At 65.5% G+C, this 22,265-nt stretch carries 21 protein-coding genes; all 21 read left to right on the top strand.

Features of this window, described 5'->3' with window-relative positions:
* Nucleotides 1–70 precede the first annotated feature (70 nt).
* The 21 genes from F9K20_RS09600 to pnp all read left to right on the top strand — a co-directional run bounded on the left by F9K20_RS09600 (nucleotide 71) and on the right by pnp (nucleotide 22,083).
* Nucleotides 71–655, top strand: a complete 585-nt coding sequence (locus F9K20_RS09600) for a malonic semialdehyde reductase (protein ID WP_291000501.1) — start codon at nucleotides 71–73, stop codon at nucleotides 653–655.
* Nucleotides 656–716: 61 nt separating this feature from the next.
* The gene (gene tsaB / locus F9K20_RS09595; protein ID WP_291000498.1) at nucleotides 717–1,412 is read left to right on the top strand and encodes a tRNA (adenosine(37)-N6)-threonylcarbamoyltransferase complex dimerization subunit type 1 TsaB; all 696 of its coding nucleotides are present in this window, start codon (nucleotides 717–719) and stop codon (nucleotides 1,410–1,412) included.
* 2 nt (nucleotides 1,413–1,414) lie between these two features.
* Entirely contained in the window at nucleotides 1,415–1,900 is a 486-nt protein-coding gene (rimI, locus tag F9K20_RS09590; protein WP_291000495.1) for a ribosomal protein S18-alanine N-acetyltransferase, read from the top strand.
* A 99-nt stretch (nucleotides 1,901–1,999) separates the two neighbouring features.
* The gene (locus tag F9K20_RS09585) at nucleotides 2,000–2,443 is read left to right on the top strand and encodes a Fur family transcriptional regulator (protein WP_291000492.1); all 444 of its coding nucleotides are present in this window, start codon (nucleotides 2,000–2,002) and stop codon (nucleotides 2,441–2,443) included.
* A 20-nt stretch (nucleotides 2,444–2,463) separates the two neighbouring features.
* On the top strand, nucleotides 2,464–3,342 hold the full coding sequence (locus F9K20_RS09580; protein WP_291000489.1) for a 1-acyl-sn-glycerol-3-phosphate acyltransferase: 879 nt from the start codon (nucleotides 2,464–2,466) through the stop codon (nucleotides 3,340–3,342).
* A gap of 206 nt (nucleotides 3,343–3,548) precedes the next feature.
* Nucleotides 3,549–4,847: a tRNA (N6-isopentenyl adenosine(37)-C2)-methylthiotransferase MiaB gene (gene miaB, locus F9K20_RS09575; protein WP_291000594.1), complete on the top strand. Its 1,299-nt coding sequence runs from the start codon at nucleotides 3,549–3,551 to the stop codon at nucleotides 4,845–4,847.
* A gap of 188 nt (nucleotides 4,848–5,035) precedes the next feature.
* Nucleotides 5,036–5,959, top strand: a complete 924-nt coding sequence (locus tag F9K20_RS09570) for a PhoH family protein (protein WP_291000592.1) — start codon at nucleotides 5,036–5,038, stop codon at nucleotides 5,957–5,959.
* A gap of 10 nt (nucleotides 5,960–5,969) precedes the next feature.
* A complete protein-coding gene (ybeY, locus tag F9K20_RS09565; protein ID WP_291000486.1) occupies nucleotides 5,970–6,563 on the top strand; it encodes an rRNA maturation RNase YbeY in 594 nt (197 codons plus the stop codon).
* Nucleotides 6,560–7,615, top strand: a complete 1,056-nt coding sequence (locus F9K20_RS09560) for a hemolysin family protein (protein ID WP_291000483.1) — start codon at nucleotides 6,560–6,562, stop codon at nucleotides 7,613–7,615. Before ybeY ends, F9K20_RS09560 begins: the two co-directional genes overlap by 4 nt.
* A complete protein-coding gene (lnt, locus tag F9K20_RS09555; protein ID WP_291000480.1) occupies nucleotides 7,612–9,306 on the top strand; it encodes an apolipoprotein N-acyltransferase in 1,695 nt (564 codons plus the stop codon). The genes F9K20_RS09560 and lnt overlap by 4 nt, the downstream gene beginning before the upstream one ends.
* A gap of 164 nt (nucleotides 9,307–9,470) precedes the next feature.
* Nucleotides 9,471–9,926 carry a helix-turn-helix transcriptional regulator gene (locus F9K20_RS09550; RefSeq protein WP_291000478.1) on the top strand — a complete coding sequence of 152 codons (456 nt, stop codon included), beginning with the start codon at nucleotides 9,471–9,473 and terminating at the stop codon, nucleotides 9,924–9,926.
* Nucleotides 9,927–10,084: 158 nt separating this feature from the next.
* Nucleotides 10,085–11,293, top strand: a complete 1,209-nt coding sequence (gene metK / locus F9K20_RS09545) for a methionine adenosyltransferase (RefSeq protein ID WP_291000476.1) — start codon at nucleotides 10,085–10,087, stop codon at nucleotides 11,291–11,293.
* Nucleotides 11,268–12,011 carry a tRNA (guanosine(46)-N7)-methyltransferase TrmB gene (gene trmB, locus F9K20_RS09540; RefSeq protein WP_291000474.1) on the top strand — a complete coding sequence of 248 codons (744 nt, stop codon included), beginning with the start codon at nucleotides 11,268–11,270 and terminating at the stop codon, nucleotides 12,009–12,011. The genes metK and trmB overlap by 26 nt, the downstream gene beginning before the upstream one ends.
* Before the next feature lie 173 nt (nucleotides 12,012–12,184).
* Entirely contained in the window at nucleotides 12,185–12,769 is a 585-nt protein-coding gene (gene rimP, locus F9K20_RS09535; RefSeq protein WP_291000472.1) for a ribosome maturation factor RimP, read from the top strand.
* A 4-nt stretch (nucleotides 12,770–12,773) separates the two neighbouring features.
* Entirely contained in the window at nucleotides 12,774–14,423 is a 1,650-nt protein-coding gene (gene nusA / locus F9K20_RS09530; protein WP_291000469.1) for a transcription termination factor NusA, read from the top strand.
* 32 nt (nucleotides 14,424–14,455) lie between these two features.
* The gene (locus tag F9K20_RS09525; RefSeq protein ID WP_291000466.1) at nucleotides 14,456–15,097 is read left to right on the top strand and encodes an RNA-binding protein; all 642 of its coding nucleotides are present in this window, start codon (nucleotides 14,456–14,458) and stop codon (nucleotides 15,095–15,097) included.
* 41 nt (nucleotides 15,098–15,138) lie between these two features.
* Entirely contained in the window at nucleotides 15,139–17,808 is a 2,670-nt protein-coding gene (gene infB, locus F9K20_RS09520; RefSeq protein WP_291000464.1) for a translation initiation factor IF-2, read from the top strand.
* Between the two features lie 114 nt (nucleotides 17,809–17,922).
* Nucleotides 17,923–18,324 (top strand): 30S ribosome-binding factor RbfA, encoded by a 402-nt coding sequence (rbfA, locus tag F9K20_RS09515; RefSeq protein WP_291000461.1) that lies wholly within the window; start codon nucleotides 17,923–17,925, stop codon nucleotides 18,322–18,324.
* Between the two features lie 3 nt (nucleotides 18,325–18,327).
* Entirely contained in the window at nucleotides 18,328–19,239 is a 912-nt protein-coding gene (gene truB / locus F9K20_RS09510; protein ID WP_291000458.1) for a tRNA pseudouridine(55) synthase TruB, read from the top strand.
* 195 nt (nucleotides 19,240–19,434) lie between these two features.
* On the top strand, nucleotides 19,435–19,704 hold the full coding sequence (gene rpsO, locus F9K20_RS09505) for a 30S ribosomal protein S15 (protein WP_291000455.1): 270 nt from the start codon (nucleotides 19,435–19,437) through the stop codon (nucleotides 19,702–19,704).
* 162 nt (nucleotides 19,705–19,866) lie between these two features.
* The gene (pnp, locus tag F9K20_RS09500) at nucleotides 19,867–22,083 is read left to right on the top strand and encodes a polyribonucleotide nucleotidyltransferase (protein WP_291000452.1); all 2,217 of its coding nucleotides are present in this window, start codon (nucleotides 19,867–19,869) and stop codon (nucleotides 22,081–22,083) included.
* Nucleotides 22,084–22,265 lie beyond the last annotated feature (182 nt).

The raw sequence follows: 22,265 nt of genomic DNA, 5'->3' as shown, positions 1-22,265 counted from the left end.
AATTGAGAAACCCCGCCCCATCGGCGGGGTTTTTTGTGCGTTCAACCGATGCGGATCAGCAGGAACAACCATGCAGGTCGATGACGCTGCCTTGCGGCGAGCATTTCTGGATGCGCGCACGTACAATGCCTGGCTTTCGAAAGAGGTGCCGGACGACCTGCTGAGGCAGCTCGTCGACATACTGAAGCTTGGTCCCACCAGCGCCAATTGCCAGCCGGCGCGCTTCTTGTTCGTGAGGTCGAAGGAGGGCAAGGAGAAGCTGCGGCCGCTCCTCAGCGAGGGCAATCGCGCCAAGACCATGCAGGCGCCGGTATGCGCGATCATTGGCTACGATCTGGAGTTCTACGAGCACCTGCCACGGCTGTTTCCGCACAAGGACATGAAGAGCTCGTTTGCCGGCAAGCCGGACAAGATCCACGAGAACGCGTTCCGCAACGGCACCCTCCAAGGCGCCTATCTCATTCTCGCGGCAAGGCTTTTGGGCCTCGATTGCGGGCCGATGTCGGGCTTCGACAACGCCGGGGTCGACAAGGCCTTTTTCGCCGGCACCAGCATCCGATCGAATTTCCTGTGCAACCTCGGATTCGGCGATGCCTCCGTTCTGAAGCCGCGTTCGCCGCGCCTCGACTTCGCCGAAATGGCCAAGATCATCTGAGACATTGGCCTTTCATTTTCGGATGGTGAATCTGCCGTGCTCTGCGTATAGGGTGCGGCGCATGAATATTCTGGCCTTCGATACGTGCTTCGACGGCTGCTCGGTGTGCCTCGCCGAGTGGCGCCAAGGCGTTGTCGTCGAGCGCAGTGCGCGGATGGAGCGCTTCGAGGCCGGTCATGCCGAGCGCCTCATCCCGATGATCGGCGAAGCCATGGAAGAGGCGCGGCTGCGCTTCGATGAACTCGAGCGGATCGCGGTGACCATCGGTCCCGGCACTTTTACGGGAACGCGCATCGGCATTGCCGCGGCCCGCAGCTTGGCGCTGGCGACGGGAGTCGGCACCGTCGGCGCTTCGAGTCTGGCGGTCATGGCTGAGGTGGCGCGGCGCAAGATCAGGCCGGATGTGCTCGCCGTCGTCGTCGATGCGCGGCGGGGCGAAGTCTACGCCCAGTTGTTTGGCTCGGGCGGCGGGTGCGATGCGATCTCACCGCCGCAGCTATTGTCGGTGGAAGAGGCGGCGCTGCTGGGCGGCCGCGGACCCATCGTGTTCGTCGGCTCCGGCGCCACGCTAGTCGCAGCCGTTGCCGCGCGTCAGGGTCGCGACGCGCGAGCGGCGCTCCCCGACCTGCTCCCCGATGCCGTCGCGCTGGCGCACCTTGCGACCTCGCTCGAAGTATCCGATGCGCCGCTCATTCCGTTCTATCTGCGGCCGCCCGATGCCAAGCCGCAGGACGGCAAGGCGATCGCGAGGCTCTGAAGATGCGCACGGCCGCCACCCCGCTCGATCCGAAGAACTTGAGCCTTCTGTGGGCGAGCCCGGAGCGCGCCGAAGAGATCGCTGCCCTGCACGCCCGACTGTTCGATCCGCCGTGGGATGCCGACAGCGTGACGCAGTCCATCGAGCATCCCGCATCCGCCTCGTTCATCGCTCAGGTGCGGGAGCCGCGGTCGCTCGCCGGCTTCGTTATCGGGCGCATCGCCGCCGATGAGGCCGAGATCCTGTCGATTGGCGTTGCGCCGGAGTGGCAGCGCCGCGGCATCGCCCGCCAGATGGTCGAGGGGCTCGCCCGCGCCGCCCGCCGCGCCGAGGTACGGCGTCTATTCCTCGAGGTGGCATCCGACAACGACCCGGCGATCGCTCTCTACAAGAGCCTCGGCTTCAAGACGGCCGGACGGCGCAAGGCCTATTACCAGCGCGGGGCGGGCGAGAGCGTCGATGCCATTATTCTGGCCCTTACCCTATAGGTGCATGTGGTCGTTTTTCGTGGACCGTCGGCGGTGGACGGCCCGCGGCCGCTTTCCTATAAAGCGTCCACCGACCGAGAGCGGAGCGAACACCGCCGCATGGCCGAATCGACAAATCCGAATTTGAGCCGCATCGAGCTCCTGTGCACCGAGCAGGGCTTGCGCATGACCGGCCAGCGGCGCGTCATCGCCCGCGTTCTGTCGACCGCAAAGGATCATCCTGACGTCGAGGAGGTCTACCAGCGCGCCCACGAGGTGGACCGGCGGATATCGTTATCGACCGTCTACCGCACGCTAAAGCTGTTCGCCGAGAAGGGCATTCTCGAACGACACGACTTCGGCCACAAGCGCGGGCGCTATGAGGAGGCAGCGCGCGGTCATCACGATCATCTCATCGATATGGAGAGCGGACGCGTGATCGAATTCCGCAACGAAGCGATCGAGGCGCTGCAGGACAGGATCGCGCGCGAGCTGGGGTTCAAGCTCGTCGGTCACCGGCTCGAGCTCTATGGCGTGCGCGTGAAACCGGCGAAGAAGGCGTGATACGCTGGCGGGGAGCGAAGATGGGTGCGTTCCGCGGTGGAGCGATTCTCGCAGGCTTCTTCGCCCTCACCGTGCCGCTGATGCCAGTGCAGGCACTTCTCTTGCGCGCCAGTCCGAAGCGTGCGCGCACCTTCCCGCATTGGTACCACCGCCAAGTGTGCCGACTGCTCGGCATCCGCATCTCGATCGACGGCGAGGTGGCGCGCGATCGCCCGGTGCTGCTCGTCGCCAATCACACGACGTGGCTGGACATTCCCGTGCTTTCCGCCGTGGCGCCAGTCTCGTTCGTCGCCAAGAAGGAGGTCGGCAACTGGCCGTTCGTCGCCTCCTTGGCGCGCCTGCAGCGCTCCGTGTTCGTCGATCGCACGCGACGAATCGCGGTTGGGCAGGTGGCCGGCGAAATCGTCGAGCGGCTTGCCCAGGGCGACGCCATCGTTCTTTTCGCCGAAGGCACTTCGAGCGACGGCAACCGCGTGCTGCCGTTCATGACCTCGCTGTTCGCCGCGGCGAAGCCTCCGTCAGGGGAGGCCAGCGCAGCGCCCGACGCGGTCGTGCAGACGCTGTCGGTGGTCTACACGCGCCTGCACGGTGTTCCCCTCGGCCGTACGGGGCGACCTGCGGTTGCCTGGTACGGTGACATGGAGATGCGCAGCCACGCCTGGCAGCTGCTCAAGGCCGGTCCACTCGACGTTGAGATCCGCATCGGGGCGCCTGTGGCATTAACGAGCTTCGCCGATCGCAAGGAGCTGGCGCGGCATAGCGAAGCACAGGTACGCGAGCACGTGGTGCGCATGTTGCGCGTCAGGTCATCGGATGAAGCCGTGACGATCGCAGAAGCTGAGCCGGCGCCATCGGCCATCAGAATGCGCGCCGCGGAACCCCGGCAAAAGTGGACGTGAGGGATACTCCTATGTAGGGACTGGACAAAGCCGCAGCGATGAGGCTGCGTACGCGGCATGGACAGTGGACGCGCGAAAGCATGGACGATCGGTTGACGACGCAGACGAGAGAGGCTGAGCCCGATGAGGCGATCATCTCGCCGTCCGGCGTAGCGCGCTCGCCTGCGACGGGGCCCAAGGTCTACGTGCGAACCTTTGGCTGCCAGATGAACGTCTATGATTCTGAGCGCATGACCGAGGCGCTCTCCGCCCACGGCTATGCGGAGACCGGCGCCGTCGAAGACGCCGACCTCGTAATTCTCAATACGTGCCACATCCGCGAGAAGGCGGCGGAGAAGGTCTACTCGGACCTCGGCCGCATTCGCCAGGTGAAGGGCGCGCGCGCGGCGTCGGGCAGCGACACGGTTGTCGCCGTCGTCGGGTGCGTCGCGCAGGCGGAAGGCAGCGAGATCGTGCGGCGCGCGCCGGTAGTCGATCTAGTGGTCGGTCCGCAGAGCTATCATCGGCTGCCAGAGCTGATCGCGCGCACGCGCTCGGAGAACCGCTCGCTGGTCGAGACGGAGTTTCCCGAGGAGGAGAAATTCGCACGTCTGCCGCAGCGCGCCCCCTCGCGCGGCGTTACGGCATTCCTCACCGTGCAAGAGGGCTGCGATAAGTTCTGCACGTTCTGCGTGGTGCCCTACACACGCGGCATGGAGTACTCGCGTTCCGTCGCCGACATCGAGCACGAGGCGCGCGCTCTGGTGGCCGGCGGCGTGCGCGAGGTGACGCTGCTCGGTCAGAACGTCAACGGCTACCACGGCGCCGGTCCGGAGGGGCGCAGTTACTCGCTCGCCGATCTCATCCGCCATCTCGCGCAGATCGATGGATTGGAGCGGTTGCGCTACACGACCAGCCACCCGCGCGACATGAGCGATGACCTCATCGCTGCGCACGGCACCGAGAAGAAGCTGATGCCGTATCTGCACCTGCCGTTTCAGTCGGGCGCCGACCGCATCCTTGCTGCCATGAATCGCAAGCATACGGCGCGCGAGTATATCGATCTCGTCGGCCGTATCCGCGCCGCGCAGCCCGAACTCGCGCTGTCGACCGATGTCATCGTCGGCTTCCCGGGAGAAACCGAGGCTGAGTTTGCCGATACGCTCAGCGTGTTCGCAGAAGTCGGGTTCGCCGCCGCCTATTCCTTCAAGTATAGCCCGCGGCCCGGCACGCCGGCTGAGAAGCTCAGCGACCAAATTCCCGACGAGGTGAAGGCGGACCGCCTTGCTCGCCTGCAGAGCGTTATCGAGCGTCAGCAGGCCCTGTTCAGTCAGCGCTGCGTGGGGCGCGCGCTGCCAGTGCTGTTCGAAAAGCCGGGCCGGCGCCCGGGGCAACTGATCGGTCGCTCCCCCTATCTGCAGTCCGTGCATGCCAAAGCGCCTGCCGGCATGCTGGGCCGCGTCGTACCCGTTGAAATTTCAGCGTTCGGGCCCAATAGTCTAGCCGGTGTCATACGCCCGGAGTGATGATCCGGTAACGGTTATGCCAGTTATCCCGCTCCGGCTGTGCGGCGCGGCTGAGGCCTATGATAGGTTAACCGACGAGAGTGACGATTCGAAGCGAACGACGTCTGGAGCGCCGATTGGCAGCATTTCGCGGGAATCCGGTCGCTGGACCGGGGCGATCGCCCAAAACACAGGTCGCCAATAAGCGCCTGGTGGTGCCTTTTGAGGACAACCGCCACCTGACCCGGCTCCTCGGCGAATACGATAGCCACCTGGCTCTGATCGAGGACCGCCTTGGTATCGAGGCGCACGCGCACGGCAATGTCGTCACGCTCAACGGACCGGAAGCGGCCTGCGACATAGCGCGCGGTGTGCTGGAGGAGCTCTACAGCCGCGCGGCCGCCGGCGAGCCGATCGGTGCCGGCGACTTCGACGGGCTCATTCGTCACGCCCGCGAGGCAGCCGTCCCCGGTGACGGGCAGGCACAGATCGCCACGCGCCGCCGCGTCATCAAGGCGCGTACGCCCATGCAAAGCGCCTACATTCGGGCGCTGGAGAAATCCGATCTCGTGTTTGGGGTCGGCCCCGCCGGCACGGGCAAGACCTATATTGCCGTCGCTTACGCCGCCCATTGCCTGGAGCGCGGCGTCGTGGAGCGCATCATCCTTTCTCGCCCGGCTGTCGAAGCGGGCGAGCGGCTCGGTTTCTTGCCGGGCGATATGCGCGAGAAAGTCGATCCCTATCTGCGTCCGCTTTACGATGCTCTCTATGATGTGCTGCCGCCGGAGAAGGTCGAGCGCGACCTGGAAACTGGCGTCATCGAGATCGCGCCGCTCGCCTTCATGCGCGGACGCACGCTGGCCAACGCCTACGTCATCCTCGATGAGGCACAAAATACGACCACTATGCAGATGAAGATGTTTCTCACCCGACTCGGCGAGAACTCGAAGATGACGGTAACCGGCGATCCGAGCCAGATCGACCTGCCGTACGGCATGAAATCGGGCCTCGAGGAGGCGATTGCTCTGCTCGCCGACGTGCGCGGGATCGAGGCTATCCGATTTACCGGCGCCGACGTGGTCCGCCGTGACCTCGTCGCGCGCATTGTTGAAGCCTATGACCGGCAGAAGTAAGCTTCGTGCCATGCCCCCCATTGCTCCAGTGACCCGCGCGCCGCCCGTCAATGGCACGGATGATGCGCAAGCCGACGCCGATCCTCCCCTAAGTCTCGACATCGACGTCGTGCACGAAGGCGGCGACTGGGATTCGGTCGTCGACGGCGACGCTCTGGTGCGCGAGGCCGCGCGGGCACTCGCCGCCGAGCTGGCACTATCGAGCGGCGAGATCTGCGTGGCGCTCTCGAGCGACGCGCAAGTGGCCGAGCTCAACGCCAGCTATCGCGGCAAGGCAGCGCCCACCAACGTGCTGTCCTTTCCTGCGATCCCCATGCTGCCGGTGGAAGGCGAGCCGCGCTTCCTTGGCGATGTTGTGCTCGCCTTGGAGACGATGCAGCGCGAGGCCGCCGATCTGGAGCTGCCACTCGAGCATCATATGCAACACCTGGTGGTGCACGGACTTTTGCATCTTCTGGGATATGACCACGAGACGGACGAGGAGGCGCAGGCCATGGAATGCCTCGAGGTGCGCATTCTCGCGCGCCTCGGCATTGCCGATCCCTATGCGGCGGCGCGGCCGATCGATCCGCCCGAGCATGCGAGCCATCGTACCAAATCATGAGCAACGCACACTTACCCAAAGACCCGATCGAGACGCCGAGTCCGGTGAGCGGCGAGCCCCTTGCCACCGGCAGCCAAAGCCTGCTCAACGCGCTGCTCAGCCGCATCGGACTGCGCTCGCCCAGCCTGCGCGAGATGCTCGAGGCGGACCTCAAGGGGGAGGCGGAGGCCGATGCCGCCGCATTCTCGACCGAAGAGCGCGAGATGCTGCGCCGACTGTTGCGCTTCGGGGGCCTGCGCGTCGAGGACATCATGGTGCCGCGTGCCGATATCATCGCGCTCGAAGAGAGCGACACTCTCGCGGAGCTGTTGCGCACCTTCGGCGAGGCCGGTGTGTCCCGTATTCCGCTGTTCAGCGAGACCCTCGACGACCCGCGCGGCATGATTCACGTCAAGGACCTGTTCCGCTGGCTCACACGGGAAGCGGCCGACGACTCGGTGAATACACGCATAGCCGTGGCGCCGGCAGACGGAGACGTGAGCGGCGATGACACGGGGGCCGAGCCGTCGCATCTCGATTTCGGCCGCGTCGACCTCTCGCGCCCCATCACCTCGGCCAAGATCCGCCGCCCCGTCCTCTATGTTCCGCCATCGATGCCGGCGACCAACCTCCTGATCCGCATGCAATCGACGCGCATCCACATGGCGCTGGTGGTCGATGAGTATGGCGGCACCGACGGGCTGGTCACCATCGAGGACCTGGTCGAGCAGATCGTCGGCGATATCGAGGACGAGCACGATGTGGCCGAGGCGGCATACATCGTCACCGAACCGAAGATTGGGCTCGTCGCTTCGGCGCGCACACCGATCAAGCAGCTGGAAGAGCATCTCGGCGTCAAGCTCCTGAAACCTGAAGAGGAGGAGGACATCGACACGCTGGGTGGGCTGATGTTCTCGCTGCTTGGGCGGGTGCCGGTGCGCGGCGAGCTCGTTCGACACCCCAGTGGCCTTGAGTTGGAGGTGCTCGATGCCGATGCGCGCCGCCTCAAGAAGGTGAAGATCCACCAGCCGCGCGTTGCCGAAACGCCGGCAGCCGACGCGGCGAAAGCGTGAGCCTCGCTCCGGCATCCGCGCGGCAGCGGCAAGCCGGCTCTGCCATCGTGGTGCGCTTTGTCGATTTGGTGAGAGGCTTTGCGCTCTCGATAGCCAGCTTGTCGGGCCGGCGCCGCTTGGCTGCAGGCTTCGTCGCCGGCGCCGCATCGGCCCTCGCCATGGCGCCCTTCTTCCTCTCGCCGGTGCTGTTCGCCACGCTTCCGGTGCTCGTCTGGCTGATCGACGGCGCAGGTACCGAGGGCGTTTCACGTCGCGCTATTATGCTGCGTGCAGCCGGCGCCGGGTGGTGGTTCGGCTTCGGTTATTTTCTCTTGGGACTGTTCTGGGTCGGCGAAGCGTTCCTGGTCGAAGCCGACAAGTTCGCTTGGCTGATGCCGTTCGCGGTGGTGCTGCTTCCAGCCGGATTGGCACTGTTCACCGGGCTCGCTGCCGGCGTGGCGCGGCTCGTATGGTCGCCCGGGATCGCGCGCGTGCTGGTGCTGGCGATCACGCTTGCGCTCGCCGAGTGGCTGCGCGGGCACGTGTTGACCGGCTTTCCCTGGAGCGTTCTGGGCTATGCGCTGACGTGGCCGCTACCGCTGATGCAGTCGGCGTCCGTGCTCGGCATCTACGGGCTGACGCTCCTGTGCGTCGCCATCTTCGCCGGACCACTGGTCATCGTTGCGGACGCCAAAGCGGAGACGGCTCGTCGCGGCGCCGTCCTGCGCGCAGGCATGCTGGCCGTCGTTCCACTGCTGGTGCTCTATGCGCTCGGGGTCTGGCGACTATCTGCCGAGGCCGCCCCCATGCTCGATGGCGTGCGTGTTCGCATCGTGCAGGCGAGCGTTCCGCAGCGTGACAAATGGCGCCCCGAGAAGCAGCGCCAGATTTTCGAGGACCAGCTTTCCCTGTCGCGGCGCGATGCCTCCGGCCGGCAGGACGACCTATCCGGCATCACCCACCTCGTCTGGCCGGAGGCCGCCATGCCCTTCCTGCCACTCGAGCACCCCGAGGCGCTGGCGGCCATCGGCGACATGCTGCCCAATGGCACGCAGCTGCTATCGGGAGCGCTGCGGCTCAAGCACCAGACGTCGACCGCGCTCGCTGGCGCGCGCGAGGGTTACAACAGCCTCATGGCATTCGGCGACCAGGGCAATCTGGAGCACACCTACGACAAGATTCATCTCGTGCCATTCGGCGAGTACCTGCCGATGCAGGGGCTGCTGGAAAGCATCGGCCTCGAGCAGCTGACCCGCTGGCGCGGTGGCTTTTCCATCGGCACCGTGCCGCGCCCGCTGCTCAAGATCCCCGGACTGCCGCCGGCGGCAGGACTGATCTGCTACGAGGCGATCTTCCCGACCGCCATCGTCCAGGGGGCCGAGCGGCCGGGGCTGCTGGTCAACGTGACGAATGACGGCTGGTTCGGGGATACGACAGGGCCCTGGCAACACTTCCACCAGACGCGCGTGCGTGCGGTCGAGGAGGGCTTGCCAATCATCCGGGCGGCCAATAATGGCGTGTCGGCGGTCGTAGATGGGCAAGGTCGTGTTGTCGCAATGCTCACCCTTAACGCCCGCGGCGTCCTGGACAGTGGAATACCTGCGTCTATCTCAGCCCCCGTTTACGCTAAGCTGGGCGATTGTACTTTCTTAGCTCTGGTTCTCATCTTTCTGGGTGCCGCAGCTCTGCTGAACTACCGCCAAAGCCATTAGAGACAATTTGGTTGTTGTTCTGAAGGATGGCAGCCGTCATAAAGCTCGAATCGGAGGCATCGGGAAGATTTTCCGGCCCTTCAATAACACCCCAAGTTGGATGGGGGAGCGCCCGCAATCAAAGCGTGCATAACTGGTAACAAGCGGGATTAAAGGTAGTAGGAATGTCGAAAGAGACCGGGTTGGAAGATGCAGAAATCGAAGAGCGTGGGTCGCGGCGCGCCAACCCCATAGATGTTCACGTCGGCGCCCGCGTGCGGCTGCGCCGTATGCTGCTCGGCATGAGCCAGGAAAAGCTTGGCGAGCACCTCGGTCTGACCTTTCAGCAGATCCAGAAGTACGAAAAGGGTATCAACAGGATCGGCGCCAGCCGCCTGTTCGATCTCTCGCAGGTTCTCGGCGTTCCAGTGCAGTTCTTCTATGAGGAGCTCGCGGTCGGCCAGCCGGCAGGTGCAGCCGGCTTCGGCGAGCGCCCGGCGGAAAGCTACGCCGTAGAGTTCCTTGGGAGCCGCGAGGGCCTGGAGCTCAACAAGGCATTCGCGCGCATCACCGATCCGCGTGTGCGACGCTCCATCGTCGATTTGGTGCGCGCCTTTGCCGGTGAGACCGTCAGCGAGTAGGGACAGTCGTTCAGACCCCCGGCCGAGCCAGCGTGCCAACGCGCCGCAGGCGTCGGCCGATGGCATCCTCTCCTTGGCGACCTCACTCCTTGACCCTGTGGGCAAAGCTTGAGACAAACCCGGCGTTTTTAGCGACGCCGAAGCGCACGGGGGCCCGAGTGGCACGCAAATCATATCTCTTCACGAGCGAGTCCGTATCCGAGGGGCACCCGGACAAGGTATGCGATCGCATCTCTGATGAGATCGTCGATCTGTTCTTCCGTGAAGGACCGAAGGCCGGCATCGACCCCTGGGCGATCCGCGCTGCCTGCGAGACGCTGGCCACGACCAACAAGGTCGTCATCGCCGGTGAGACGCGCGGCCCGGAAACGGTGACCAAGGACTGGATCGCGCACGTCGCGCGCATGGCCATCCGCGACATCGGCTACGAGCAGGAAGGCTTCCACTGGGAGAGGGCCGATATCGAGGTCCTGCTGCATCCCCAGTCGGCGGACATCGCCGCAGGTGTCGATGCGCTGCAGCCGGGTGCCAACAAGGAAGAGGGCGCTGGCGATCAGGGCATCATGTTCGGCTATGCCTGCACCGAGACGCCGCAGCTCATGCCGGCGCCGATCTACTACGCCCATAACATCCTGCACGATCTGGCCGTCGCGCGGCACAAGAAGGAAGGCGCCGCCGCGCTGCTCGGGCCGGACTCGAAGAGCCAGGTCACCGTGCGCTACGAGGACGGCAAGGCGGTCGGCGTGACGCAGATCGTCGTTTCCCACCAGCACATCAAGGAAGACCTTTCGTCCAATCAGATCCGCGACATCATCGAGCCCTACGTGCGCAAGACGCTGCCCGAAGGCTGGATCAGCAAGGATACGATCTGGCACATCAATCCGACCGGTAAATTCTTCATCGGCGGGCCGGATGGCGATTGTGGCCTCACGGGACGCAAGATCATCGTCGACACCTACGGCGGCGCCGCTCCGCACGGCGGCGGCGCGTTCTCCGGCAAGGATTCGACCAAGGTCGACCGCTCGGCGGCGTATGCGGCGCGCTATCTCGCCAAGAACGTGGTTGCGGCCGGTCTCGCCGATCGGTGCACGATCCAGCTTTCGTATGCCATCGGCGTCGCCAAGCCGCTGTCGATCTACGTCGACACGCACGGCACCGGCAAAGTCGACGAGGCAAAGCTCGAGAAGGCGCTGGGCGAGGTCATGGACCTGTCGCCGCGCGGCATCCGCAAGCACCTCGACCTCAACAAGCCGATTTACGCCCGTACCGCGGCCTACGGTCACTTCGGGCGGCCCCCTGAGGCGGACGGCGGTTTCTCCTGGGAGAAGACCGACCTTGCCGATGCGATCAAAAAGGCCGTCGCCTGAGGCGAGCGGCGGGGCGCTGGAGCTTCAGCGCCGGCATGAGCTGCGATCGTTCGGCCGCCGGCGCGGGCGCAAGCTAAGTGCACGTCAGCAGCATTTGCTCGACGAGGTTCTGCCGCGCGTATCGCTACCGCTGGCCGAAGCGCCGCCTGCCCAACTAGCAGCGCTGTTCTCACCACCGCCAACGCGGGTGTGGCTGGAGATCGGCTTCGGCGGCGGGGAGCACCTCGCTTGGCAGGCGCACGCCAATCCGGACGTCGGCCTCATTGGCTGCGAGGTGTTCGAGGACGGCGTCGTCAAGCTTCTGTCGGCCATCGACGAGGGCGGACTCGCCAATATCCGGGTGAGCACCGAGGATGCGCGCGCCGTTCTGCGCTGGCTGCCTGCCGGCTCCCTCGATCGGGTGTTCATCCTGTTCCCCGATCCGTGGCCGAAGAAGCGGCATGTGAAACGTCGGCTGATCAACCGGTCGCTGCTCGATGCGTTGGCTCGCGTGATGCGCCCGGGTGGGGAGTTGCGGGTGGCCACCGATATTGGCGACTACCTGCGCACCATTCTCCTGGCAGCGCGCGGCCACCCCTGGTTCGTTTGGCGCGTCGCGGGGCCGGCGGATTGGCGCCAGCGAGGGGTTGATTGGCCCCCAACGCGCTACGAAGCCAAGGCCGGGCGGGAGCAGCGACGAAGCTACTATTTACGATTTGTGCGGAACAGCCGCCTCTGACGAGCCATCGTCCCCTTGCAACCGCAGTCACGATCCCGTAATATTCCGTTGCTCATGATCATCTCAACTATCAGGAGTGGGCCCTCCGGGTCCGCTCTTTTTGTATTGGCGTAGGGGATCGGGCAGAGCTGGCCGGAACCACAACCAAGATGCACGCTGGCGAGCAAGGCGCCTTGGGCGACCGATTCATCGTTGAAAGCGGCCCCGCCGCGCGGGTTGCCGAGCTCGTGGAGCCGGCGCTCAGCGATCGCGGCTTCCGACTGGTGCGCGTCGCCGTGTCCGGCCGTGAAGGCAAGACCGTGCAGATCATGGCAGAGCGGCCCGATGGCACGATGACGATTGAGGATTGCGAGGCCATATCTAAGGAGATTTCGCCGCTGCTCGACGTGCACGATCCGATCGCCGGCGCCTATCGCCTCGAGGTTTCTTCGCCCGGTATCGACCGCCCGCTGGTGCGGCCCTCGGACTTCGAGGACTGGTCGGGACACGAGGCGAAGATCGAGGTGAAGGAGCCGATCGACGGGCGGAAGCGTTTCCGCGGCACGCTCGAAGGCTTCGAGGACGGCGAGGCCCGCATTGAGGTCGAGCTTGGTGAGGCAGGGAAGGCCGTTATCGGTATTCCGATGCGGCTCATCGCGGATGCCCGACTGGTGTTGACCGACGAATTGATCCGCGAGGCCCTGCGCCGCGCAAAGAAGAGCAACGCATCAGGATCCGACGAGGCCACAGAGCCGAGCGCGGACCGCGAGGAGGATTAAGACCATGGCAATGGCCGGCATCAGCGCCAACAGGCTTGAGCTCCTGCAGATCGCCGACGCGGTGGCACGCGAGAAGGCGATCGACCGCAAGATCGTCATCGAGGCGATGGAAGACGCCATCCAGAAGGCGGCGAAGTCGCGCTACGGCGCCGAGAACGACATCCGCTGTGAGATCGATCCGAAGACCGGCGAGGCTCGCTTGTCGCGGGTGCTGGCCGTGGTCGACACGGTCGAGAACGATTCAACGCAGATCACGCTCGAGGATGCGCAGCGTCGCAACAGCGAGGCCAAGGTCGGCGACCTCATTGCCGAGCCGCTGCCGCCGCTGGATTTCGGTCGCGTCGCGGCGCAGAACGCCAAGCAGGTCATCGTGCAGAAGGTGCGCGAGGCCGAACGCGAGCGGCACTATAACGAATACAAGGATCGCATCGGCGAGATCGTCAACGGCACTGTGAAGCGGGTCGAGTACGGCAACGTCATCGTCGATCTGGGTCGCGCCGAGGGCATCATCCGCCGCGATGAGATGATCCCGCGTGAGAACGTGCGCTACGGCGACCGCATCCGCGCCTACATCTACAACGTTTCCCGTGAGCCGCGCGGCCCGCAGATCTTCCTCTCGCGCGCCCGCCCCGAGTTCATGTCCAAGCTGTTCGCGCAGGAGGTGCCGGAGATCTACGACGGCGTCGTCGAGATCAAGTCGGTGGCGCGCGATCCGGGCAGCCGCGCTAAGATTGCCGTTATTTCCAAGGATTCCTCTATCGATCCGGTCGGCGCTTGCGTCGGCATGCGCGGCTCGCGCGTGCAGGCGGTGGTCAACGAGCTGCAGGGCGAGAAGGTCGACATCATCCAGTGGAACCCCGACGCGGCGAGCTTCATCGTCAACGCCCTTGCCCCCGCCGAGGTGACCAAGGTCGTCCTCGACGAAGACTCGAACCGCATCGAGGTCGTGGTGCCGGAGAGCCAGCTGTCGTTAGCCATCGGGCGCCGCGGCCAGAACGTGCGGCTCGCCTCGCAGCTCACGGGCTGGGACATCGACATCCTCACCGAGCAGGAAGAGTCCGAGCGCCGTCAAAAGGAGTTCTCCGAGCGCTCGACCATGCTCATGGAGGCGCTCGACGTCGACGAGGTGATCGCCCAGCTGCTGGTCACCGAGGGCTTTGCCTCGATCGAGGAGGTCGCCTATGTCGATCTCTCGGAGATCGCGCACATCGAAGGGTTCGATGAGCATACGGCCAACGAGATTCAGACGCGTGCGCGTGAGTACCTCGAAAAGCAGGAGGCGGATCGCGATGCCAAGCGGCGCGAGCTGGGCGTCGCCGACGAGATCGCCAAGGTTCAGGGTGTCACCACCGCGATGATGGTGGCGATGGGCGAGAACGGCATCAAGACGTTGGAGGACCTGGCCGACTGCGCCACCGACGATCTCATCGGTTGGACCGAGCGCAAGAAGGAAAAGGACGCCGAGCCGGTGCGTCACAAGGGCGTGCTAGAGGGCTTCGATCTCGGCCGCAAGGAGGCCGAGGAGATGATCATGTCGGCACGCGTTCTGGCCGGCTGGATCAAGCCTGAGGATCTGCAGCCGGCTCCGGCGGAAGCGGTAGGCGAAGGCGAGGAGCCGGCCGAAGGCGGCAACGATGCCGCTGTCGAAGGCTAATTGGCAATGTTCTCGGCGAGAGGAATATCGGATTGGGCGCTGAGCCGCTGGACGACACAGACGATGGAGACGTGCGGGGTTCGCTTCGCCGCTGCATCGTCACGCGCCACGAGCTGCCGCCCGACGACCTGATCCGCTTCGTCGCCGATCCTTCGGGTACGATAGTCCCGGACGTCACCCGCAAGCTGCCTGGTCGGGGTGTTTGGGTAACCAGTGAACGTGCGGCGGTGGAGGCTGCGGTCAGGTCGAACGCCTTCGCCAAGAGCCTCAAGCGGCACGTGAACGCTCGACCGGACTTGCCTCAGGCCGTAGAGGCACTATTTGTAGAGCGCCTCCTCAACGCGCTGTCGCTGGCCAACAAGGCGGGTCTCGTCTCCACCGGGGCCGAGAAAGTCGACAAGCTGCTCGACAGCGGGCGTGCTGCGGCGCTGCTTCACGGGGCCGACGGCACCCCCGAGGGACGCCGCAAGCTCGACGCCAAGTTCATGGCAATTCAACGAGATAAGGGCAAGCCTGCGCCTATTGTTGATTGCCTCACCATCGAACAATTGAGCTTGGCCATCGGGCGGTCAAATGTGGTACATGCTGGCCTCATACAAGGCGGAGCCACGACACGGTTTCTTAGTCAGGCCGAGCGCTTAAGGCGCTATCGGTCGGGCTTGAGCGCATCCTGAAGACAGGAAATGCAGGGTTTCGGAGTTTGAACGAGAAGAGCATGACAGAGACCAAGGACACCACCGACAAGACTCTCCGCGGAGGCGCGCGCAAGCCGCTGTCGCTGCAGCGGACGGTCGAAAGCGGCCATGTCCGGCAGAATTTCAGCCACGGACGCTCGAAGTCGGTTGTCGTCGAAAAGCGCAGAACGCGGAAGCTCTCGGGTCCCGGCGGAGCCGGCGAGCCAGAGATGACTGCGGCTGCGCCGGTCGTCGAAGCACCGGTGGCACGCAAGCCGGCGCATCCTGAAGCGGCGGCGCCCATCGCCGAGAAACCGGCGCCGGTTGGCGGCCGCGGCCTGTCCGACGAGGAGCGCGACGCGCGTGCGCGTGCGCTTGCTGCCGCACGCCAGCGCGAGGATATCGAGCGCGTCGAGGAGCGCGCCCGGGCGGAGCTTGCGGCTGCGGCTGCGGCGGCCGCTCCGCCGCCGCCCCCTGTCGCCGCTCCCTCTCCGACGAGCGAAACATCGGCACCTGTGGCGCGTGCTCCCGAAGTGCGTGCTCCCGAAGCGCGTGGTGCGGCGCCGGCAACGGCACGCCCGCGGACCGGCGACGGCGCTCCGCGTCCACGCACCTCCTATAATCCGGCGCTGCAGCCGCGCGAGGGCGGCCGACCGCGCGAGATCGAAATCCCGGTGCCGCCACGCGCCAAGCCTGAGCCGGAAGCCCCCAAGCGCGTTGCTCGCGGTCCTGAGATCGACGAGGAAGAGGGTCGCGGTGGTCCCAAGGGCGCCCGCAAGCCCGGCGCTGCGCGCACTCCGACGCCGAAGGCGGACGAAAAGCGCGAGCGCGTCAAGCTGACCATCAACAACGCCTTCGACGAGAAGCAGCGCGAGCGCTCCCTCGCCTCGTTGAAGCGCAAGCGCGAGCGCGAGAAGCTCAAGGCGATGGGCATTCCCCAGAACCGCGAGAAGATCGTCCGCGAGGTGGTGATCCCCGAGGTCATCACCATCCAAGAGCTCGCCAACCGCATGACCGAGCGCGCCGTCGACGTCATCAAGTACCTGATGAAAGAAGGCGCGATGCACAAGATAAACGATGTGGTCGACGCCGACACGGCCGAGCTCATCGTGCAGGAGTTCGGCCATACGCCAAAACGCGTCTCCGAGGCCGACGTCGAAACCGGGTTCATCGGCGAGAAAGACGAGGAGGGCGTGCTCGAGCCGCGCGCTCCGGTCGTCACCATCATGGGGCACGTCGACCACGGCAAGACGTCGCTGCTCGACGCCATCCGGCAGACGAACGTCGTTGCCGGCGAGGCCGGCGGCATTACCCAGCACATCGGCGCCTATCAGGTGACGACGCCATCGGGCGAGAAGGTGACGTTCATCGACACGCCGGGCCACGAGGCGTTCACCGCCATGCGTGCCCGCGGCGCCAAGGTGACGGACATCGTCGTGCTGGTCGTGGCGGCCGACGACGGCGTCATGCCGCAGACCATCGAGGCCATCAACCATGCCAAGGCTGCGGGTGTGCCGATCATCGTGGCGATCAACAAGATCGACAAGCCGCAAGCCGATCCGAACCGCGTGCGCACCGAGCTCTTGCAGCATGAGATCGTCGTCGAGAGCATGTCGGGCGAAACGCTAGATGTGCCGGTGTCGGCGCTGAAGCGGACCAACCTCGACAAGCTGCTCGAGGCGATCCACCTGCAGGCGGAAATCCTCGATCTCAAAGCCAACCCCAACCGCTCCGCCGAAGGCATCGTCGTGGAGGCGAAGCTGGAGCGCGGGCGCGGCCCGGTCGGCACCGTGCTGGTGCAGCGCGGCACGCTGCGCGTCGGCGACATCGTCGTCGCCGGTACCGCCTGGGGACGTGTGCGTGCGCTTATCGACGACCACGGCGAGAACACGCCGGCGGCCGGACCGTCAGTGCCGGTCGAGATCCTCGGCTTCGATTCCGCACCTGAGGCCGGCGACCAGTTCGCCGTTGTCGAAAACGAGGGCCGCGCGCGCGAGATCACCGATTACCGCGTGCGCAAGCGCCGCGACGCACTCGGCTCGGCCGGCACGGCCCGCACGCTCGAGCAGATGATGCAGCAGCTCAAAGAGGCTGGCCGCAAGGACTTCACGCTGCTCGTCAAGGGCGACGTGCAGGGCTCGGTCGAGGCCATTGCCGGCGCGCTGCGCAAGCTCGGAACCGACGAGGTCGGCGCCCAGATCGTCCACTCGGGCGTCGGCGGCATCACCGAATCCGATGTGGCGCTAGCGAGCGCCTCGAAGGCGGTGATCGTCGGCTTCAACGTCCGCGCCAACGCGCAGGCGAAGGCGCTTGCCGACCGCGACGGCATCCAGATCCGCTACTACAACATCATCTACGATCTGGTGGACGACGTGAAGGCGGCGATGTCGGGCCTGTTGGCGCCGACGATCCGCGAGATCTACCTCGGCAAGGCGGAAATCCTCGAGGTGTTCAACATCTCGAAGACCGGCAAGGTCGCCGGCTGCCGCGTGACGGAGGGCAAGGTCGAGCGCGGCGCCAAGGTGCGCCTCATCCGCGACGACGTCGTCATTCACGAAGGCACGCTATCGACCTTGAAGCGCTTCAAGGACGAGGTGCGCGAGGTGCCGGCAGGCCAGGAGTGCGGCATGGCTTTCGCCAACTACCAGGACATCCGGCAGGGCGACCACATCGAGTGCTTCAACGTTGAGACGGTGACGCGCTCGCTCTAGGGATTAGGTTCTAGGAATTAGGGACTAAGTGTCAGACCCTCTGGGTCTGACACTCGAATTTGGCAACCGCTCGCGGTCCAATCCCGCGGCGGATTCCAGTGAGCTAACTTTCCAGTGACGAGATCCAAGAAATCGGCGTATTCGGCCGCGCCTTCGCAGCGGCAGCTGCGCGTCGGCGAGCTCATTCGCCACAAGCTCGCCGAGATGTTGGCGCGCGGCGACATCCACGACGATGTCATCGCCGCGCACGTCATCACCGTGCCGGAGGTGCGGTTGTCACCCGACCTGAAGCTGGCGACGGTATACGTCGTCACCCTCGGGGATACCGACACGAAGGAAGTGATCGAGGCGCTCAACCGCAACAAGCGCTACATCCGCGGAGAGGTGGCGCGGGCGGTGAACCTGAAGTTCGCACCCGACATCCGCTTCCGCCGCGACGAGACGTTCGAGGAGGCGAGCCGCATCGATGCGCTGCTGGCGAGCCCGAAGGTCCGTCAGGATGTCGACAAGGACTAGCCGATGGCGCGGAGAAAAAAGGGAAATCCGGTGCATGGCTGGGTCGTGCTCGACAAGCCGATCGGCATGACGTCGACGCAGGCCGTCGGCGCCGTGCGCCGCCTGTTCGAGGCGCAGAAGGCGGGCCATGCCGGCACCCTCGATCCGTTGGCGACCGGCATCCTGCCGATTGCGCTCGGCGAGGCGACGAAGACCGTGCCGTTCGCCGTCGATGGCGAGAAAGCATACCGCTTCACGGTGCGCTTCGGCGCCGAGACCGATACCGACGATGCCGAGGGCCAGGTCGTGCGCACCTCGGACGTGCTTCCTTCGCTGGAGGACATCGAGAATATCCTTCCCGATTTCACCGGCGAGATCAGCCAGGTGCCGCCGGCGTTCTCGGCCATCAAGGTGGAAGGCAACCGCGCCTACGACTTGGCCCGCAGCGGCGAGGAGGTCGTGCTGGAGCCGCGCTGGATCGTGATCGAGGAGCTGCGACTTATCGATATGCCGGACGAGGCGACGGCGGTGCTGGAGGCCGAGTGCGGCAAGGGAACGTACGTGCGGGCCCTGGCGCGCGACATGGGCCGGGCGTTGGGCAGCGCCGCGCACGTCATCGCCCTGCGGCGCACGCGCGTCGGGCCGTTCGATGAGCAGATGGCGGTGCAACTTGGCACCCTGAAGGAGGCGGCCGAGTCGGGCGAGATCGGCCGCTATCTGCAGCCCGTCGAGGCGGCGCTCGAAGATCTGCCAGGCTTGAGCGTCGGTCCCGGCGACGCCGCAAGCCTGGCCCGCGGCCAGGCCGTGCTCGTGCGCGGGCGTGACGCACCGGTGCTGAGCGGGGCGGCTTACGCGCACTTCAAGGGCCGCATTCTCGCGCTCGGCGAGCTGGAGAAAGGGGCCTTCCGCCCCACCCGGGTGTTCAATTTCGGCTGATATCGCCAGCGTGCAGGGGAGGGAAGGCGCCGGTTAACGTCACAGGCACCATTTCAGGCCCGATTTGTGCTCGCGGCGCCGGCACGCTCGTGTATAAGACGCCCACCGCTTTGCGACCCTGCTGGACGACATCCCGGCTGTGGCCGCTTTTTGAGGGCTAGGCCCTCTCCCACACCTTAAGAGAAAGGATACCCGATGTCGCTTTCGCCCGAGCGCAAGAGCGCGCTCATCAAGGACAACGCTACGAAGGCCAACGACACCGGCTCGCCGGAAGTGCAGATCGCCCTCCTGACCGAGCGGATCAACCACCTCACCGAGCATTTCAAGACCCACAAGAAAGACAACCATTCGCGCCGCGGCCTCCTCAAGATGGTGAGCCAGCGCCGCCAGCTTCTCGACTACGTGAAGCGCAAGAACGAGCAGCGCTACCAGAGTATCATCGACAAGCTCGGCATCCGCCGCTGACGACAGGCGCGCGGAAGGTCGGCGACCTCGTCGATGACAGCCATCCGCCCGCATCCTTAGGAGGCATCGAGCCTCGCGCCTCGGCTCAAAACCGAGGGCAAGCGCAACCGGCATTCCGGCCGGCTGTGCACCGCTACGAGATGAGAGAAAGAAAGAACGAACATGTTCGATATCCATCGTGTTGAAATTGATTGGGGTGGGCGCAAGCTCACGCTCGAGACCGGGCGCATGGCGCGCCAGGCCGACGCTGCGGTCTACGCCCAGTACGGCGAGACCAGCGTTCTCGCCACCGTCGTTGCCGCCAAGGCTCCCAAGCCGGGCGTCGACTTCTTCCCCCTTACCGTGAACTATCAGGAGAAGACCTACGCCGCGGGCAAGATTCCCGGCGGCTTCTTCAAGCGCGAAGGCCGCCCCTCCGAGAAGGAGACGTTGACCTCGCGCCTCATCGACCGGCCCATCCGCCCGTTGTTCGTCGAGGGCTTCAAGAACGAGACGCAGGTCGTCGTCACCGTGCTGTCGCACGACATGGAGAACGACCCGGACATCCTTGGCATGGTCGCGGCATCCGCGGCGCTGACGCTGTCGGGCGTACCGTTCCTCGGGCCGATTGGTGCCGCCCGCGTCGGCCTGATCGCCGGCGAGCTCGTGCTCAACCCGATGCTCGACGAGATGCCGGAGAGCTCTCTCGACCTCGTCATCGCCGGTACGCAGGACGCCGTCATGATGGTCGAGTCGGAGGCCAAGGAGCTTCCCGAGACGCAGATGCTCGAAGCGGTGATGTTCGGCCACCGGCACTTCCAGCCGGTGATTCAGGCTATCATCAAGCTTGCCGAGAAGGCCGCCAAGGAGCCGTGGGATATTGAGTTGCCGGACGCGCAGAAGTATTCGGAGCAGGTCAGGCAGCTCGCCGAGGCCGACCTGCGCGCCGCTTTCTCCACCAAGGAGAAGCAGAAGCGCTACGACCTCGTCAAAGAGGCCGAGGCCAAGGTGAAGGCCGGTATCGAGATCCCCGACGACGCCAACGAGAAGGTGCTGCTCGCCGATACGTTCAAGGCGCTGAAGAGCGAGATCGTGCGCGGCGATATCGTCAAGACCGGCCGCCGCATCGACGGCCGCGACCTGAAAACCGTGCGTCCCATCGTTTCCGAGGTACATGTCCTGCCGCGCACGCACGGCTCGGCGCTGTTCACCCGCGGCGAGACGCAGGCGATGGTCGTCGCCACGCTCGGCACTGGCGAGGACGAGCAGTTCATCGACGCGCTCGAGGGCACGCGCAAAGAGCGCTTCATGCTGCACTACAACTTCCCGCCATATTCGGTGGGCGAGACGGGTCGCATGGGCTCGCCCGGGCGCCGCGAAATCGGCCACGGCAAGCTCGCCTGGCGCGCCATCCATCCGGTGATGCCGGCGCAGGAGGAGTTCCCCTACACCATCCGCGTCGTCTCCGAGATCACCGAGTCGAATGGCTCCTCGTCGATGGCCACGGTGTGCGGCACCTCGCTGGCCCTCATGGATGCCGGCGTGCCCATCAAGTCGCCGGTGGCGGGTATCGCCATGGGCCTCATCAAGGAAGGCGCCGACTTCGCCGTGCTCTCGGACATCCTCGGCGATGAGGATCATCTGGGTGACATGGACTTCAAGGTGGCCGGCACCGACAAGGGCGTCACATCGCTGCAGATGGACATCAAGATCACCGGCATCACCGAGGAGATCATGCGCGTTGCGCTCGATCAGGCACGCGACGGCCGCATGCACATCCTCGGCGAGATGGCGAAGGCGCTGGGCACCGCCCGCGCCGAGCTCGGCGAGCATGCGCCGCGTATCGAGACGATCAAGATCCCGACCGACAAGATCCGCGAGGTGATCGGCTCGGGCGGCTCGGTGATCCGCGAGATCGTCGCCGAATCCGGCGCCAAGATCGACATCGAGGACGACGGCACGGTGAAGGTAGCCGCGGCCAAGCGCGAGTCGATCGAGGCGGCGCTGAAGCGCATCAAGGAGATCGCTTCAGAGCCGGAGGTCGGCACCATCTACAAGGGCAAGGTCGTCAAGATCATGGACTTCGGCGCCTTCGTGAACTTCTTCGGCGCCAAGGACGGCCTCGTGCACATCTCGCAGCTCGCCCCGGGGCGTCCGGCGACGGTCGGCGAGGTCGTCAAGGAGGGCCAGGAGGTCTACGTCAAGCTCCTCGGCTTCGACGAGCGCGGCAAGACGCGTCTGTCGATGAAGATCGTCGATCAGGCGACGGGCCAGGAGATTCCGCGTGGCGAGGGCGAGGAGCCCGAGCAGGAGTTCCGTTCCGAGCGCCCGCCGCGTCGCGAGCGCGAAGGTGGCGGACGCGACCGCCGCCCGCCGCGCCGCGATCGCGAAGCGGGCTGAGCACCCAATAGCCAGTGATACGACGGAGCCGCCGGGCATCTCCCGGCGGCTTTGTCGTCGATGACACCCTGCGACAATTCGTGTTGACGCCGATCAAGGGGCGGGGGGCCCGGCCTCTGGCAGATTGTGCCTACGTCACGCTTCCCTTCCCCTAGAAAGGCCCTCCCCCCCCGGGCCGTACG

Origin of the sequence: Hyphomicrobium sp. (genome assembly GCF_009026145.1) — a bacterium.
Classification (GTDB): Bacteria; Pseudomonadota; Alphaproteobacteria; order Rhizobiales; family Hyphomicrobiaceae; genus Hyphomicrobium_A.
This window is presented reverse-complemented; position numbering and strand designations above follow the sequence as displayed.